The sequence below is a fragment of the Microbispora sp. H10885 genome, from assembly GCF_014161415.1.
In the GTDB taxonomy this organism is placed as follows: Bacteria; Actinomycetota; Actinomycetes; order Streptosporangiales; family Streptosporangiaceae; genus Microbispora; species Microbispora triticiradicis.
In genome coordinates this window covers 21,555-35,789 of the sequence record NZ_JABBWY010000011.1, presented here as the reverse complement: position 1 = coordinate 35,789, position 14,235 = coordinate 21,555, and the positions used below count along the sequence as shown (strand labels likewise).

The 14,235-nt window shown below is 72.8% G+C and carries 13 protein-coding genes and 1 pseudogene; 7 read left to right on the top strand and 7 right to left on the bottom strand.

The window, feature by feature from the left end:
• Positions 1-49 precede the first annotated feature (49 nt).
• Positions 50-1,306 (top strand): annotated as a pseudogene (locus HHX37_RS38305) (RNA polymerase sigma factor); the annotation flags it as partial.
• Positions 1,307-1,336: 30 nt separating this feature from the next.
• The gene (locus HHX37_RS38300) at positions 1,337-2,398 is read left to right on the top strand and encodes a tyrosine-type recombinase/integrase (RefSeq protein WP_396777060.1); all 1,062 of its coding nucleotides are present in this window, start codon (positions 1,337-1,339) and stop codon (positions 2,396-2,398) included.
• A gap of 30 nt (positions 2,399-2,428) precedes the next feature.
• On the opposite strand, the gene HHX37_RS27245 is transcribed toward HHX37_RS38300, so the two are convergent.
• The 3 genes from HHX37_RS27245 to HHX37_RS27235 all read right to left on the bottom strand — a co-directional run bounded on the left by HHX37_RS27245 (position 2,429) and on the right by HHX37_RS27235 (position 6,832).
• A complete protein-coding gene (locus tag HHX37_RS27245; RefSeq protein ID WP_182887295.1) occupies positions 2,429-4,630 on the bottom strand; it encodes a discoidin domain-containing protein in 2,202 nt (733 codons plus the stop codon).
• 151 nt (positions 4,631-4,781) lie between these two features.
• Positions 4,782-5,966, bottom strand: coding sequence for an ROK family protein (locus HHX37_RS27240; protein WP_182887294.1), 1,185 nt, complete (start codon positions 5,964-5,966; stop codon positions 4,782-4,784).
• 230 nt (positions 5,967-6,196) lie between these two features.
• Positions 6,197-6,832: a disulfide bond formation protein DsbA gene (locus HHX37_RS27235; protein WP_111701184.1), complete on the bottom strand. Its 636-nt coding sequence runs from the start codon at positions 6,830-6,832 to the stop codon at positions 6,197-6,199.
• 210 nt (positions 6,833-7,042) lie between these two features.
• Here HHX37_RS27235 and HHX37_RS27230 point away from each other — a divergent pair, with 210 nt between their 5' ends.
• Positions 7,043-7,831 (top strand): isocitrate lyase/PEP mutase family protein, encoded by a 789-nt coding sequence (locus tag HHX37_RS27230; RefSeq protein WP_182882373.1) that lies wholly within the window; start codon positions 7,043-7,045, stop codon positions 7,829-7,831.
• A 19-nt stretch (positions 7,832-7,850) separates the two neighbouring features.
• Here the strand turns inward: HHX37_RS27230 and HHX37_RS27225 are convergent, their stop codons facing one another.
• A complete protein-coding gene (locus HHX37_RS27225) occupies positions 7,851-8,300 on the bottom strand; it encodes a TIGR03668 family PPOX class F420-dependent oxidoreductase (protein ID WP_182887449.1) in 450 nt (149 codons plus the stop codon).
• Positions 8,301-8,376: 76 nt separating this feature from the next.
• Here HHX37_RS27225 and HHX37_RS27220 point away from each other — a divergent pair, with 76 nt between their 5' ends.
• Positions 8,377-8,781, top strand: coding sequence for a ClpX C4-type zinc finger protein (locus HHX37_RS27220; protein ID WP_165900714.1), 405 nt, complete (start codon positions 8,377-8,379; stop codon positions 8,779-8,781).
• 92 nt (positions 8,782-8,873) lie between these two features.
• On the opposite strand, the gene kynU is transcribed toward HHX37_RS27220, so the two are convergent.
• Positions 8,874-10,118 carry a kynureninase gene (gene kynU, locus HHX37_RS27215; RefSeq protein WP_182887293.1) on the bottom strand — a complete coding sequence of 415 codons (1,245 nt, stop codon included), beginning with the start codon at positions 10,116-10,118 and terminating at the stop codon, positions 8,874-8,876.
• A 256-nt stretch (positions 10,119-10,374) separates the two neighbouring features.
• Here kynU and HHX37_RS27210 point away from each other — a divergent pair, with 256 nt between their 5' ends.
• Both HHX37_RS27210 and HHX37_RS27205 read left to right on the top strand, forming a co-directional pair.
• Entirely contained in the window at positions 10,375-11,127 is a 753-nt protein-coding gene (locus HHX37_RS27210) for a GntR family transcriptional regulator (RefSeq protein ID WP_182887292.1), read from the top strand.
• A gap of 127 nt (positions 11,128-11,254) precedes the next feature.
• Positions 11,255-11,473 carry a hypothetical protein gene (locus tag HHX37_RS27205; protein ID WP_111701178.1) on the top strand — a complete coding sequence of 73 codons (219 nt, stop codon included), beginning with the start codon at positions 11,255-11,257 and terminating at the stop codon, positions 11,471-11,473.
• Positions 11,474-11,542: 69 nt separating this feature from the next.
• Here HHX37_RS27205 and HHX37_RS27200 read toward each other — a convergent pair whose 3' ends face one another.
• Positions 11,543-12,658 (bottom strand): hypothetical protein, encoded by a 1,116-nt coding sequence (locus HHX37_RS27200; protein WP_182887291.1) that lies wholly within the window; start codon positions 12,656-12,658, stop codon positions 11,543-11,545.
• A gap of 157 nt (positions 12,659-12,815) precedes the next feature.
• On the opposite strand from HHX37_RS27200, the gene HHX37_RS27195 reads away from it, so the two are divergent.
• Positions 12,816-13,346, top strand: a complete 531-nt coding sequence (locus HHX37_RS27195; protein WP_182887290.1) for a gamma carbonic anhydrase family protein — start codon at positions 12,816-12,818, stop codon at positions 13,344-13,346.
• Here HHX37_RS27195 and HHX37_RS27190 read toward each other — a convergent pair.
• Complete coding sequence (locus HHX37_RS27190; RefSeq protein ID WP_182887289.1) at positions 13,252-14,229, bottom strand: endonuclease/exonuclease/phosphatase family protein; 978 nt, start codon at positions 14,227-14,229, stop codon at positions 13,252-13,254. The genes HHX37_RS27195 and HHX37_RS27190 overlap by 95 nt on opposite strands.
• Between the last annotated feature and the right edge of the window lie 6 nt (positions 14,230-14,235).

Genomic DNA, 14,235 nt, shown 5'->3' with positions numbered 1-14,235 from the left:
GAGCTGCGTGGATGCTCTGATCGATCGGGTGACGTCCCACGACGCCCCCGTGCGCGATCAAGGCGGTGTGATCGACGCGGTCTGGAAGCTCGAGTCCGCGAGGATCGTCGCCGGTCTGCTGCGGTTGGTCGGCGACGTCGGCCTGGCGGAGGAACTGGCGCAGGAGGCGGTCCTCGCCGCGCTGGAGCAGTGGCCCGAGTCGGGCACCCCGGACAACCCTGGCGCCTGGCTCATGGCCATCGCCAAGCGGCGTGCCGTCGACCACCTGCGCAGGGAGGACCGGCACGGCCGCGGGCAGGAGCGGCTCGCCCACGATCTCGCCACCCGTCCCGACGGCGATGCCCGTGAGATGGACGACGTGCTGGGCGCGGTCGACGGGGAGGTGGGCGACGACGTCCTCCGGCTGATGTTCGTCTCCTGCCATCCGGTGCTGCCGGCCGAGTCGCGGGTGGCGCTCACGCTGCGGCTCGTCGGCGGCCTGCGCACCGACGAGATCGCCCGCGCCTTCCTCGTCACCGAGGCCGCCGTGGCCCAGCGGATCGTCCGGGCCAAACGCGCGCTCGCCGACGCGGGGGTGCCCTTCGAGGTGCCGTCTGGGCCGGATCGGACGGCCCGGCTGGCGTCGGTGCTGGAGGTCGTCTACCTCGTGTTCAACGAGGGATACTCGGCCACGGCCGGCGACGACCTGACGCGGCCGTCCCTCTGCCTGGAGGCTCTGCGTCTCGGCCGCCTCCTTGCCGGGCTCGTGCCCGGCGAGGCCGAGGCGCACGGCCTGGTCGCGTTGATGGAACTCCAGCAGTCGCGCTCCGCCGCACGAACCGGGCCGTCCGGAGAACCCGTCGTGCTCCACGAGCAGAACCGGGGGCGTTGGGACCGGTTGCTCATCCGGCGCGGCTTCGCCGCGTTGCTGCGGGCGCGGCAGGCCGGCGGACCGCTCGGCCCGTACGTGCTGCAGGCGGCCATCGCGGCCTGCCATGCGGGAGCGGCCACCCCGGAGGAGACGGACTGGCCGCGGATCGCCGCCCTCTACGACGCGCTGGTCCAGGTGCTGCCCACACCGGTCGTCCAGCTCAACCGCGCGGTCGCGCTGGCCATGGCGCACGGGCCGGGCGCCGGTCTCGCGCTGGCCGACACGCTGACCGGCGAACCGGCCCTGGCGAGATACCACCTGCTGCCCGCCGTACGCGGCGACCTGCTGGCCCGGCTCGGCCGGCGCGAAGAGGCCCGCGCGGAGTTCGAGCGCGCGGCGTCCCTCACCCGCAACGCCCCGGAACGCGAGGTTCTGCTCCGCCGCGCCGCGAACTGCGCCGGGGACGCTGAGGACGCCGCAGCCGGCGTGCTCGGCGAGGGTGTCGGGGGTGTCGTGCGCAACGGAGGCGCCGGGGACGCCGGAGCCGGCGCCGGCGTGCTCGGCGGGGGTGTCGGGGACGCCGGAGCCGTCGCGCTCGGTGCGGCCGTGCGGGCCTTCCTCGCCCGCCCCGGCCTGACGGCCGGCACCCTGCGGTCGTACGACCAGACGCTCTCACGGCTGTGCCTGCGTCTCGGCGCGGACCTTCCGCTGGCGGACGTGACCCCCCAGCGGGTGGCCGCGGTCTTCACGGCGGAGTGGGGCACTGCGGCGGGCGCGACCTGGAACCGGCACCGCGCCGCGCTGCGGTCGTTCGCGGCCTGGGCCGTCAGGCAGGGACGGACGTCCGCCAGCCTCGCCGCCGGCCCGGCCACCGATGGGACCGCTGACGGTGCCGCTGGTCGGGCCGCCGGTGGGGCCTCTGACGGTGCCGCTGACCTGGCCGCTGATCTGGCCGCCGCGCTCGACCGGCGGCCCGAGCCCCGGGGGCGCGTCCGTCCCATCGCCCGGTCGCACCTGGAGGACCTGTGGGCGCGGCCGGACGTCGCACCGCGCGAGCGCGCCCTCTGGATGCTGCTCTACGAGAGCGCGACCCCGGCGGAATGGGCGCTCTCGCTCGACGTGCAGGACCTCGACCTGCCCGGCATGAGCGCCGTGGTGCGCGGCAGGCGGCATCGGATCCGCTGGGAGGCGGGAACGGCCGCGCTGCTGCCCCTGCTGGTGCGGGACCGCCGCCGCGGCCCGCTCTTCCTCACCGACCGGCGGCCGGGCCCGGGCCGCGCACCGGCGGCGGCCGACCTGTGCCCGCACACCGGCCGGAGCCGCCTGTCGTACGAGCGGGCGGAGCACCTGTTCAAGCGGGCCACCGGAGATCTCGACCCCGAGGGCGAGGGGTACACGCTGCACCGCCTGCGGCACTCACGCCTGGCCCACCTCGCGGAGGACGGCTGGACGGCGCCGATGCTGATGTCCCTGTCCGGTCACGCCGGCGCGCGCGCCCTGCGCGAGTTCGTCCGGGCCGGGCAGCCGGCGGACGGCGGGAGGCCGTGAGCCCCCCGCCGCGTCCCGCTCGGCCGGTGATCAGGGGTAGCTGACCACGTTGACCGGCACCGTGGCCGTGCCCTGGGCCGCGCCGCCCGTGTTATTGATCACGTGGGCGATCGTCCCGACGCCGCCCAGCGACACGGTGAGCAGGTCGTGGAACTTCACGGTGGACCGGGTCGGGGCCTCGAAGCCGCGCTCGGCCACGACCGAGGGATCGGTGCTGAAGTTGCAGTAGCTGCCCATGCCCCAGGCCTCGTGGGTGGTCACCGAGTCGGCCACCTTGTAGGCGGCGTAGCCACGGGTCGACCCGTTCATCCAGGACGCCTGGTTAGGCGGGTCGTACGGCAGTTCGTTCTGGAAGAAGATGGTCCGGCCGCCCTGGCCGTTCCAGATCACCTCGTACTTCTTGTAGTGCTCGACGAACAGGCCGTACGCCGTGACGTTGTCTCCGTTGACGATCAACCCGGTGTCGGCCGGGTTGGTGTTCCAGCCCACGCCCGCGCCGTGGTCGGCCCGCCACGCCCAGATGTGGTCGATGATCGTGTTGTCGCTGTTCACGACGAGGCTGGTCGTGGCCGAGCCGGGGCCCGCGCCGCCGATGCGGAAGAACACGTCCTGAATCGAGATGGGGTTGCCCGCGTGACTCGCCGTGGCGCCGTCGGGCCCGACCCGCAGCAGCACCGGCGAGTTGACCGTGCCGGCGTCGAACAGCAGCCCGGCGAGCTTCACGCCGTCGACGTCCGCGACGTTCATCGCGACGACGCCGCCGTCCGGGATCAGGGTCGCGTAGCCGAGCCCGAGCACCACCGTGTCCGGCCGGGTCACGTTGAGCGTCTGGCTGAGGTGGTAGACGCCGGGCGTGAACAGCAGGTTGAGGCCCTGGGCCAGCGCCTGGTTGAGCGTGGCCGCGCCGTCGGACGGCTTGGCGACGTAGAACTGCGTGAGCGGGATCGACGTGCCGGGGGTCGCGCCGTTCGCCCAGCTCGCGCCGCTGGAGTTGGTGCGCAGGGACGGGACGAACACCCGGTAGGCGCCGCCCTGGTCGACGTACAGGTAGGGCTTCTCGCGCGTGACAGGGCTCTGCGCCAGGGTGGTGTACGGCGGGTTCGGGAAGCTCTGCGCGGGAGCGCCGACGACGCCGGAGAACACCATGTTCCAGACCCCGTTGGTCCAGCCGCCGATGCTGCTGTCACGGGTGAACCACTGCTGCTGGGAGTACGGCCCGACCGTTCCGTCGATCTTGCTGTCGGCGATGTAGCCGCCGCTGGCCCAGCCGTACCCGTTGGGCGCGAGGTTCAGCCCGCCGCGGACGTGGATCCGCCGGAACGGCGCGGCCTGGGCCACCGCCCAGCGGTCGGTGCCGTTCACCGGCACGACGGCGAGGTTCTCGGCCGAGCGCCAGAAGTTCTGGGTGGCGTTGCCGTTGAACCAGCCCGCGTCGACGGTGATGTCCCCGTTGATCGTGACGTTGTCGGGCGACTGGCCGAGACCGGAGATGGAGGTGTAGAAGCCGATCTGGGCGTTGAGGCCGCTGTAGGTGCCGGGCTTGAACAGCAAGGCGTACCGCTGGCTGCCGAACTGGTTCGACTCCTGCTGCCTGAAGATCGTGTCGAGCGTGCTCTGGATGCTCGCGGCGGACATCGACGGATCGAAGACCCGCACGTTCGGCCCGAGGTCACCGCCCCCGGGAAGGGTGCCGCCGTCGGTGACGACGTTGACCCCGAACTCCCAGAGCGAGTAGCCGTACTGGGTGGCGCGGGTGAGGCCGTACATTCGCACGTAGCGGCCGGTGGCAGCGAGGTCGAGCGTCTGCGTGCCGGCCGCGCCGGTGACGGTCGCGGTGGCGTCCGTCCAGGTCGAGCCGTCGGCCGAGACCTGGATCTTGAACGTCTGGGCGCGGGCGGTCTCCCAGTTCAGGGCCACCCGGCAGATCTGCCGGGAGTCGCCGAGGTCGACCTGGATCCACTGGGGGTCGCTGAACGCGCTCGACCAGCGGGTGCCCGTGGCGCCGTCGAAGGCGGCCGAGGCCGGCGTGCCCGCGTTCTCCGTCGAGGAGGCCGAGGACGGCCGGCCCTGGGCCGCGTTCGCCGTGCCGCACACGGCCGCCGCGGCGCCGTAGGAGGCGGGGAGGACACCGGTCACCGCGGCGAACGTGGACAGCGCGGCGAGACCGGCGGTGACGAGACCGGCGCGCCGGCGCCGGATGCGCGGCCGAAGGCGGGAGGAGGAGGGAGGCATGCGGTCTCCTTGGGGAGCCCCCCGGCGGGGGACCTGGGGGATGGAGAGGTCGGCGGCCTGAGCTTCCGTCCGCGCGCTGCTTATGTCAAGACTTATTTCACAGCTAGAAATATCCGCCGTTGCTCCATCAGCGGTCACTCTCCACAGGGAGTCAGCCCGCGGCGGTGATCCTGGCCACCTGGGGCGCGTTGAGGAACTCCTCCAGCACGAGCGTGGCGGCGCCCAGCGCGACCGCGTCGGGGCCGAGACGGCCCAGGACGATCGACGTCGCGGCGTACGGCTCGGCGAGCGAGTTGGCGGCCGTGGCGCGGCGGATGCCGGGCAGCAGGCGCTCGCCGAGGCGGGCGCCGACCCAGCCGCCGATCACGATCTTCTCGGGGTTGATCAGGTTGACCAGGTTGGCCAGGCCCACGCCGAGATAGGAGACGGTCTCCTGGATGACCGGGGACTCCGAGGCGAGCAGGCGGTGGAGGTCCTCCTCCCAGTCGCCCTGGGAGGCGACACCCGCCCGGTCGAGGATCGCCTCGATCCCGACGTACGCCTCAAGGCACCCGCGCCCGCCGCAGCGGCAGGGCCGGCCGTCGGCCACGATCTTGGTGTGCCCCCACTCCCCCGCGCTGCTGCTCACCCCTCTGAAGGTGGTGCCGTCGGCCACGATCGTCGCGCCCACGCCCACTCCGAGCAGCACGATCACCGCTTCGGAGGCCCCCCGGCCGGAGCCGAACCACAGCTCGGCCTGGCCCAGCGTCTTGGCGCCGTTGTCCACGTACAGCGGGAGCGAGGTGCCGCGGCGCAGCAGCGCGCCGAGGGGTACGCCGTCCCAGCCGAAGGTCTTGGCGTGGATGACCCCGTCGGGACCCGGCTCCACGATGCCGGGGACGCCCACGCCGATTCCGAGCACCTGCTCGGGGGAGACGCCCGCGTCGGAGAGCACGACCTCGACCCCCGACAGGATGTGCCGGGCGACCAGTTCGGGGTCGTGCCGGGCCGGCCGCAGCACGTAGTCGACCTTGGCCCGCTCGGTCATCTCCAGGTCGAACAGCCCGACCCTGACGTGCGTCTCGGCCATGTCGACGCCCACGGCGAAGCCGTACTCGGGGTTGACCCGCAGCAGGACCCGGGGACGGCCGCCGTCGGACTCCACCTGTCCCGCCTCGACCACGATGTTCTCGGCCAGGAGGCCGGCGGTCATCGTGCTGACCGTCGCGGCGCTCAGACCCGTGCGCGCGGTGAGGTCGTTGCGGCTGGTCGGTCCGGAGAAGTAGAGCGTGTGCAGCAGCACGGCCCGGTTGCCTCTGCGGATGTCCCGCACCGTCCTGCGCTCGGGCCTCGCCATGACCGACCTCCCCGTCGTCAGGGGTCATCTTAGTTCAGGAGCGAAAACAAGCGGCCGCGCCCTCTTACGCCCCTCACTGTCGCAGCCGCCGGTTGCCCCGCCGTTACGACGGCGTGTCGCCAATCGCCTTCCTTCACGGCCTGAACGAAGAAGACCGAAACGGCTCCCGGCGGCCCGCCGGGAGCCGCCGTGGAACCGTCCGGAGCCCGTTGCCGAGCCTGGGGGCCGGGTCAGTCGAACTGCGGCTTGGTGGTGCGGCTGCGCTTCAGCTCGTAGAAGTACGGGAACCGCGCCATGTCGTAGGCGCCGTCGAAGACGCGCACGGCCTCCTCGCCGCGCGGGATGCGGGTCATCACCGGGCCGAAGAACGCCACGCCGTCGATGTGGATCGTGGGCGTGCCCACCTCGTCGCCGACCGGGTCCATGCCCTCGTGGTGGCTGCGCCGCAGGGCCTCGTCGTACTCGTCGGAGCCGGCGGCCTCGGCCAGCTCGGCGGGCAGCCCGAGCTCGGCGAGCGCCTCCTTGACGACGAGCTCGTAGTCGTCGTTGCCCTGGTTGTGGATGCGGGTGCCCAACGCGGTGTAGAGGTCGCGCAGCACGCCCTCGCCGTGCCGCTCGGCGGCGGCGATGCACACCCGCACCGGGCCCCACCCGCGGCCGAGCAGCTCGCGGTAGGTCTCGGGCAGCTCGTCCCTGCCCTCGTTCAGCACGGAGAGGCTCATCACCCGGAACCGCAGGTCGATGTCCCGGTGCTTCTCGACCTCGAGGATCCACCGTGACGTGATCCACGCGAAGGGGCAGATGGGGTCGAAGTAGAAATCCACCTTGGGACGGCTGTCGGTGCCTGCCTGGCCGGTTGCACTCATGGACGGACTCCCCTGAAGAGGTTGACGGAGGATCGGGGGGCTTCGCGAGCGTATCCACAGGTGGGACGGACACGGACACGCGCCCCGACCCCTGAAACCTCCGGGCGTCCGCCCTCATTCCCGGCAGGCATTGCCGAGATCCGGCGGATCCGGCGGGGGACGTCCGGGGGGCCGCCGGGAAATGTCGGCCGGGGTCTCTAAGGTGTCCTCATGGCTCACGACAGCGTGGCGACCAACCGCAAGGCGGCGGCGCTGCGGGCGCTCCACGTGCCCGGCGACCCCGTCGTACTGCCCAACGCCTGGGACGCCGCGTCGGCGCGGGCCGTCGTGGCGGCCGGGTTCCCCGCCGTCGCCACCGGCAGCGCGGCGGTCGCCGCGGCCCTGGGCTACGAGGACGGGCAGGACACCCCGGTCGACGAGATGCTCGCCGCCGTGGCCCGCATCACCCGGGTCGTGTCCGTCCCCGTCACCGCCGACGTCGAGCGCGGTTACGGCCTCGATCCGGCGCCGCTGGTCCGGCGGCTGGCCGCGGCGGGCGCCGTGGGCTGCAACCTGGAGGACTCCGACCCCGCGACCGGGTCCCTGATCGGCGCGGCCGAGCAGGCCCGGTTCCTGGCCGCCGTACGCGCGGCGGCGGCCGAGGCCGGTGTCGACCTGGTGATCAACGCTCGGGTCGACACCTTCCTCCACGGTTCCGGGTCGCCGGAGGAGAGGCTGGCCGAGGCGATCGACCGCGGCCGCCGTTACCTGGAGGCCGGCGCCGACTGCGTCTACCCGATCCTCGCGGGCGACCCCGAGGTGATCCGCGCGCTGGTGCGGGAGATCGGGGGGCCCGTCAACGTGCTCTTCCGGCCGGGCATGCCCGCCATCCGTGATCTCGCGGCCCTCGGCGTGGCCCGGATCAGCTTCGGGTCGGGCGTCCACAGCGCGGCCCAGGAGTTCGCGGCCCGCATGCTCGGCGCGATCGCGCGGGGCGACGACCCCTTCCCGTCCGGCTGATCTCACCCGGCGGTCCCGCTCACCCGGTGTACGACCAGCCCGACCAGCGGTCGATCTCGACGAGGATCGCGGGCCCGGCCGGAGGACGTTCGCGATACTGGGCGTACTTCGCGGCGAGCCACGCCGCCGCCTGGTCGCGTTCGTGTCCGTCCTCGACGACGCGAGCCCGCCCGTCGGCCCGCACCCACCACAGCCGCTCCCAGTCCTCCTCGTAGTGGTCGGCGAGCAGGCAGACGCGGGGCTCGTCACGGATGTCGCGCAGGCGCCGCAGGTCCGTGGTGCTCTTCGGCTTGTGGTCCACGGCCGTCACCACCAGGTCCCGGGAACCGGTCGCCCCGGGGTCGTGCCCGCCGTCGTACGCCGTGGCGAACGTCACCGGGACGAGGCGCGGCGCCCCCTCCGCCCCGGCGGTCGCGAGGCGGGCCACCCTTGCCGCCGCGAACAACTCGCGGGCCCGGCTCTCGGGCATCCTCACCCGTCCAGGCTACGGCGTCGCTCCGCCGGCGCGGTTGATCGTCTCCAGGAGGCGGCTTATGGTGTGCGCCATGGAGGCATCTGAGTTACTCGAGCGGGCCCGCTCGCGCGCAACCGACCCCGAAGATCCCCTGGAAGTGCTGTCCGCCGCGATCGTGCTGTGCGGCGAACCGGGCGGCGAGGCCGACGCCCTGCTCGACCTCGCCGTACGCCGTGCCCGGGAGGCCGGCGCGTCCTGGACCGCCATCGGCGAGCGGCTGGGATACGTCCGCCGGTCCGCGCGCAGGCGCTTCACCCCCGCCTTCGCCCACCGGCACCTGGTCAACCGCCGCAAGAAGCGCGAGGCCGCCTGCTCCTTCTGCCGGAGGCCGCCGGGGCCACGGGTCCACATGGTGCACGGCGAGGGCGGGCGCATCTGCGACAAGTGCGTGGCGCTGGCGGGCGACATCGTCGCCGGGCTGGCCCGCCGCCGCTGACGACGCCGCCCGGCGACCCCGCCTTACGCGCCGGTGCACGTACGTGTGACCACGCGAGCGCGGCCCGGCGGCCCCACCGCCGGGCTGTTCCGTCAGGTGACGGTGAGCCGCCGGGCGTAGCGCTCGTCCCGCCACCGTTCCTCGCCGAGCACCTCGGCCAGCGCGGTCGCGGCGTCGTACACGTCCACGTGGCGCAGGTACAGCGGCGCGAAGCCGAAGCGGACGAAGTCGGGCTCGCGGTAGTCGCCGATCACACCCCGGTCAGCGAGCGCCCGCACCACCGGATAGCCGTGAGGATGGCGGTAGCTGACCTGGCTGCCCCGCCGCTCCGGGTCGCGGGGAGTGGCCAGGGCGAGCCCGAGCCCCGGGGCGACCAGATCGTCGAGCAGGTCGATGAACAGCGAGGTGAGGGCCAGGCTCTTGGCCCTCACCTCCGGCAGGTCCACCCGCTCCCAGATGTCGAGCGACGCGTTCAGCGCGGCGTACGAGAGGATCGGCGGGCTGCCGGTGGCGAATCTGCGCACGCCGGGGGCGGGACGGTAGTGCGATTCGAAGTCGAACGGCGCGGCGTGGCCGTGCCAGCCCGACAGCGGGTTGCGGACATCGTCCTGGTGGCGCGGCGCGACGTACAGGTAGGCGGGCGCGCCCGGACCGCCGTTGAGGTACTTGTAGGTGCAGCCGACCGCGAAGTCCGCCTCGCCCACCCGCACCGGCATCGCCCCGGCGCTGTGGCACAGGTCCCAGACCATCAGCGCGCCGGCCGCCTGGACCTGTTCCGTCACCGCCGCCATGTCCCGGGCCGCGCCGGTCCGGTAGTCGACCTGCGAGAGCAGCACGAGCGCGACGCCGTCGTCGAGGGCGTCCGCGAGCGACCGGCCCCGCTCCCCGATGTCACGGATCTCGTACGAGCCGAGCGCCCGGGCGGCGCCCTCCACGACGTACCGGTCGGTGGGGAAGTTGTCGAGATCGGAGACGATCACGCGGCGCTCCGGGCGCAGCGGCAGGGCGGCCGTGACCACCTTGAAGATGTTCACCGAGGTGGAGTCGCCCGCCAGCACCTCGCCGGGACCCGCGCCGATCAGGGGCGCGATCCGGTCGCCGGTGCTCTGCGGCATGTCCCACCAGCCGGCCGTGTTCCAGCTGGCCCCGAGATGCCTGCCCCACTCGGTCTCGACGGTGCGGGCCACCCGTTCCGGCGTGTGCCGGGGCAGCGCGCCGAGCGAGTTGCCCAGCAGGTAGACGACCCCGGGAGGAAGCGAGAACTCCTCCCGGAAACCTCTCAGCGGGTCCTTGGCGTCGAGATCCTGGCATTCGGCACGACTGACACCCATCGGCATCTCCTCCTTCTCCGCATTATGTCCCGAAATATCCGATCTTGTAGAGCATGTGATGACACAGCGTGGACAGCGGAGCCATACCGGAGAGGACCGTTCCACCGAATGCGGACGGCTATAAACCCCATAGATCACCACAGCGGCACTATCAGCGCAAAGTAAGCACAAGACGCACCCAAGACTCTGTGCGATCGTGGACAAGACGGGGCAAGTTCTCTGGAGACGCCAATCCCCCGTTGGTGACAGAGGGTGATCAAACGTGACGGAATCCCCGGTGCATCATGAGTCCCCGATCTATCGACGCATCGCCGGCAGGCTGCGCGATCAGATCCTGTCCGGCGCGCTCGGTGATGGGGACCGGCTACCGGGCGAAAACGCGCTCATGAACGAGTACGGCATCGCACGGGCCACGGCGCGGCAGGCGCTGGCCGTACTGATCAACGAAGGGCTCGCCGTGCCGAAACGAGGATCGGGCGTATACGTGCGCCTGTTCCGTCCGATCCGCCGCCATGGGTCCCGGCGGCTCTCGCGCGAGCAGTGGGCCCAGGGCCTGGCCATCTGGGACTCCGACACCCGTGGCCGTTCGTACACGGTGGACGAGTTGCGGATCGTGCGCGAGACCGCGAGCGAGCAGATCGCCCGCGTGCTCGGCGTCGAAGAGGTGTGGGTGCGCCGCCGCCGTTACTCGGTGGACGGCCGGCCGGTGCAGCTCGCGGCGTCCTGTTTTCCCGCCGATCTCGTGGAGGGCACGGCGGTCGTCCTGCCCGACACCGGGCCCGGAGGGGTGTACGCCCGCCTGGGTGACCTCGGCCACGCCCCGGTCCACTTCAGTGAGGAGGTGCGGGCGCGGATGCCGCTGCCCGGGGAGACCGAACTGCTGAACCTCCCGGCCGGCACGCCGGTCATCTCCGTCACCCGCGCCGCCTTCGCGGAAGGAGGGGTGGCGGTGGAGGTAAACGAGATGACGCTCGACGCGGCGTCTTATGTACTCCAGTACGACTTCGACGCATAGGTCAAGCGGACAAGTCCGCAGATAGGTTGACCTGTCCATCCCGATCATTGATTTCTCTAGAGAAGTCCCGCACCTTGAAGAAAGAGACGTCAAGAACACCGGGCCTACGGCGAGGGAAGGTGGACGGGTGTCCTTTGACCGACGCCTTGCCGAGATCGCTCGGGAGTTCCCGGAGTGGACGATCTGGCGGAGTGACGCCGGCCGGTGGTGGGCCACCCGGCACCGGCCGCTCACTTCGGCCCAGCGGGCGGCCGGATGCGCGATGACCGTCGACGCCGACGAACCCGACGGGCTGCGCGAGCAGTTGCGGGAGCAGGAGGAGTGCGACGCCGCCGCCGATCCATGAGCGCGGAAGCCCCCGACCCGATCGGGGGCGGGGGCTTCCGCTACCAAAGATCAGCGCGCGTTCCGCGGCTCACTTGCCGGCGACCGGCTCCTCGTCGGGGGTGGCGCGGCGGACCCGGCCGAGGTCGACGTCGGTGTCCTCCGGCGACGCCGCGAGGTCGTGCCCCAGCTCCGCGTGACCGGGTTCGGCGTGCCCGTGGTCGGCGTGGTCCTGCTGCTCGGCGCGGCCGGCGTCCACGACCAGGACGGCCTCCTCCTCGTCGCCCTCGGCCGCGTGGATCCCGGCCCCGGACGCGGCGGGCGGCTCCGCACCGGCCGGCGCGGCGATCTCCCGGGGCTGCGACGTGAGGTCGCCCGCGCCGAGAGCCTGGGCCTGCGGCCCGGGCGGCAGCACGGTGGCCTCGTCCACCAGCGGGCCGGCCATCGACTCGCGGTGCATCAGGTCGCCGAGCACCGAGCCGATCTCGTTGAGCCGGCGGACGACCTCCGTGTGGGTGTCGGTCAGGTAGGCCACCCGGCGGCCGGTGTGCTCGTCCAGCGCGTTCACCCGCTGCTGCGCCGCCGCCAGCATGGCCTCGGCCTGCCCACGCGCCTCGACCAGCAGCCGCTCCGACTCCGTCCGGGCGGCCGTGAGCTGGGCCTCCGACTCGGCGCGGGCGGAGCGCAGGGTCTCCTCGGCCTCGGCGCGGGCCGTGGTCAGCGTCTCGTCGGCGTCCGCGCCCGCCTGCGCCAGCAGCCGCTCCGACGTGGCGGTGGCGTCGGCGACCCGGCGCTCGGCCTCGTCCTGGGCGGCGGACCTGATCGCGTCGGCCTGCTCACGCGCGGACGTCACCAGCCGCTCGGCCTCCGCCGCCGCGCCGTCCCGCAGCCTCCTGGCCTCCGCCTCGGAGGCCTCCTTGTTGGCCGCCGCCTCCTCCTGCGCCAGCTTGAGGATCTGGCTCAGCCGCTCGCCCAGCTCGTCGGGGTTCTGCGGCGACTCGGTCATCTTGCGCCGCGCCTCGGCCAGTTCGAGGCGGCTCTGCTCGGCCTGGTCGATCGTACGCGCGAGCCGTTCCTCCAGGTCCCGGATCTGGTTGCGGGTTCGGACCATGTAGTCGTGGACCTGCCTGCGGCTGTATCCACGCATCACGACTTCGAACGAGTCGTCGCTCATCAGGTCGGGGAAGTTGTCGGTCTGGTTCGTCATAAGAAGCCCTGGGGTCGGAGACAACGACGGTAACGCACGCCAGGACACGACTTTCCTGCTATCCGCCGCACATCGCAACCTGAACGCGGCAGCCGGACGGGGAAAAGCGCGGAGCGCCCCGTCGAGCCCGCCGGAGAGCCCATGCGATCATCGTGGCATGCCGTACATAGCCGAGCTGGACGACGACGCGACGCCGATCATCCATCCCGAGGCGTGGGTGGCCCCGGGGGCGGTGGTCGTCGGGAGGGTGCGGCTCGGACGCGGCGCGAACGTCTGGTACGGCTCGGTGCTGCGCGGCGACGACGAGCGGATCGACGTCGGCGACGAGGTCAACGTCCAGGACCTGTGCTGCCTGCACGCCGATCCCGGCGAGCCGGTGATCCTGGACGACCGGGTGAGCCTCGGCCATCGGGCGATGGTGCACGGCGCGCACGTGGAGGCGGGCGCGCTGGTGGGCATCGGCGCGGTCGTGCTCGGCGGAGCGGTCGTCGGGGCCGGGTCCCTCATCGCGGCGGGGACCGTGGTGCCGCCCGGACGGCGGATCCCGGCCGGCGTGCTGGTCGCGGGCGTGCCGGGGCGGGTGGTCCGCGAGCTCACCGACGACGACCGCGCCTCCTTCGCGCGGACGCCGGACAACTACCTCGCCAAGGCCCGCCGTCACGCCGCGGCCTCGGTTCGGTCCCGATGAGCGTGCCGGCCAGCGCCAGGTGGTCCGAGAGCTCGGGGTCGGTCCTGACGACCTCCGCGCCGCCCGGGCGGTAGTCGGCCTCGCTGGCGAAGATGTAGTCGATCTTCCGGCCGCCGCGGGTCGTGGGGTCGCCGCCCCGGCGTACGGACCCGCAGGCCGGGGCGTCCGCCTCGGTGTAGCCGCCGGCGCCCAGGCCCATGCCGTACACGCCGGTGAGCTGGGGGTCGCCGGGCTCGCGGTTGAAGTCGCCGGTGAGGATCACCGGAGCACCGCCGGCGTACCCCGCCACCAGCCCGGTGACCTGCCGCGGCGTCTCGGTGCCCGAGATGTGGGTCACGCAGCAGACCGAACGGCGCGGGCCGACGTCACCCCTGGCGCACAGCAGGCCGCGTGGGTGGACCGTCTCGCCGGGGACGGCCGGAGCGTGGTCGGCGCGCAGCAGCCGCCGCAGCGGCGGGCCCTGCGTGCCGTTCTTCAGCGCCAGCGCCACGCCGAAGGTCCTGCCGTCGGGCGGGGCCGTGTGCGGGGTGAGGTCGCGCCAGAGCGTCCGGCACCGGTCCTCGCGGCCCGGCCCGCCGCCCCTGGCGTAGCCGTACCAGACGAGGTGGTATCCGGGCAGCTCACGACGCAGGAGACCGACCTGGGCGTAGCACATCTCGGTGAAGGAGGCGACGTCCACGTCTCTCGAACGGATCAGTGCGGAGACCTGTCCGGCCCAGGTCCGGCGGTGCCGCGGCGTCAGGTCGCGTACGCAGGTGCCGGCCCGGTTGCCGGCCGCGCAGACGTTGTAGGTGAGGACGTTCACCCGGTAGGTGTCGGCGGGCGCCGGAAGACCGGCCACCACAACCCCGGCAATCGCCACTCCTGCCACAAACGCCCCCATACGGGA

Excerpts from the sequence above, each read along its gene's own strand:
- HHX37_RS27240 (WP_182887294.1), bottom strand. The coding sequence starts at position 5,966 with ATGGCGAGGCCCGAGCGCAGGACGGTGCGGGACATCCGCAGAGGCAAC.
- HHX37_RS27235 (WP_111701184.1), bottom strand. The coding sequence starts at position 6,832 with ATGAGTGCAACCGGCCAGGCAGGCACCGACAGCCGTCCCAAGGTGGAT.
- kynU (WP_182887293.1), bottom strand. The coding sequence starts at position 10,118 with ATGCCGATGGGTGTCAGTCGTGCCGAATGCCAGGATCTCGACGCCAAG.
- HHX37_RS27195 (WP_182887290.1), top strand. The coding sequence starts at position 12,816 with ATGCCGTACATAGCCGAGCTGGACGACGACGCGACGCCGATCATCCAT.
- HHX37_RS27190 (WP_182887289.1), bottom strand. The coding sequence starts at position 14,229 with ATGGGGGCGTTTGTGGCAGGAGTGGCGATTGCCGGGGTTGTGGTGGCC.
- HHX37_RS27200 (WP_182887291.1), bottom strand. The coding sequence starts at position 12,658 with ATGACGAACCAGACCGACAACTTCCCCGACCTGATGAGCGACGACTCG.
- HHX37_RS27225 (WP_182887449.1), bottom strand. The coding sequence starts at position 8,300 with ATGCCCGAGAGCCGGGCCCGCGAGTTGTTCGCGGCGGCAAGGGTGGCC.
- HHX37_RS27220 (WP_165900714.1), top strand. The coding sequence starts at position 8,377 with ATGGAGGCATCTGAGTTACTCGAGCGGGCCCGCTCGCGCGCAACCGAC.
- HHX37_RS27245 (WP_182887295.1), bottom strand. The coding sequence starts at position 4,630 with ATGCCTCCCTCCTCCTCCCGCCTTCGGCCGCGCATCCGGCGCCGGCGC.
- HHX37_RS27230 (WP_182882373.1), top strand. The coding sequence starts at position 7,043 with ATGGCTCACGACAGCGTGGCGACCAACCGCAAGGCGGCGGCGCTGCGG.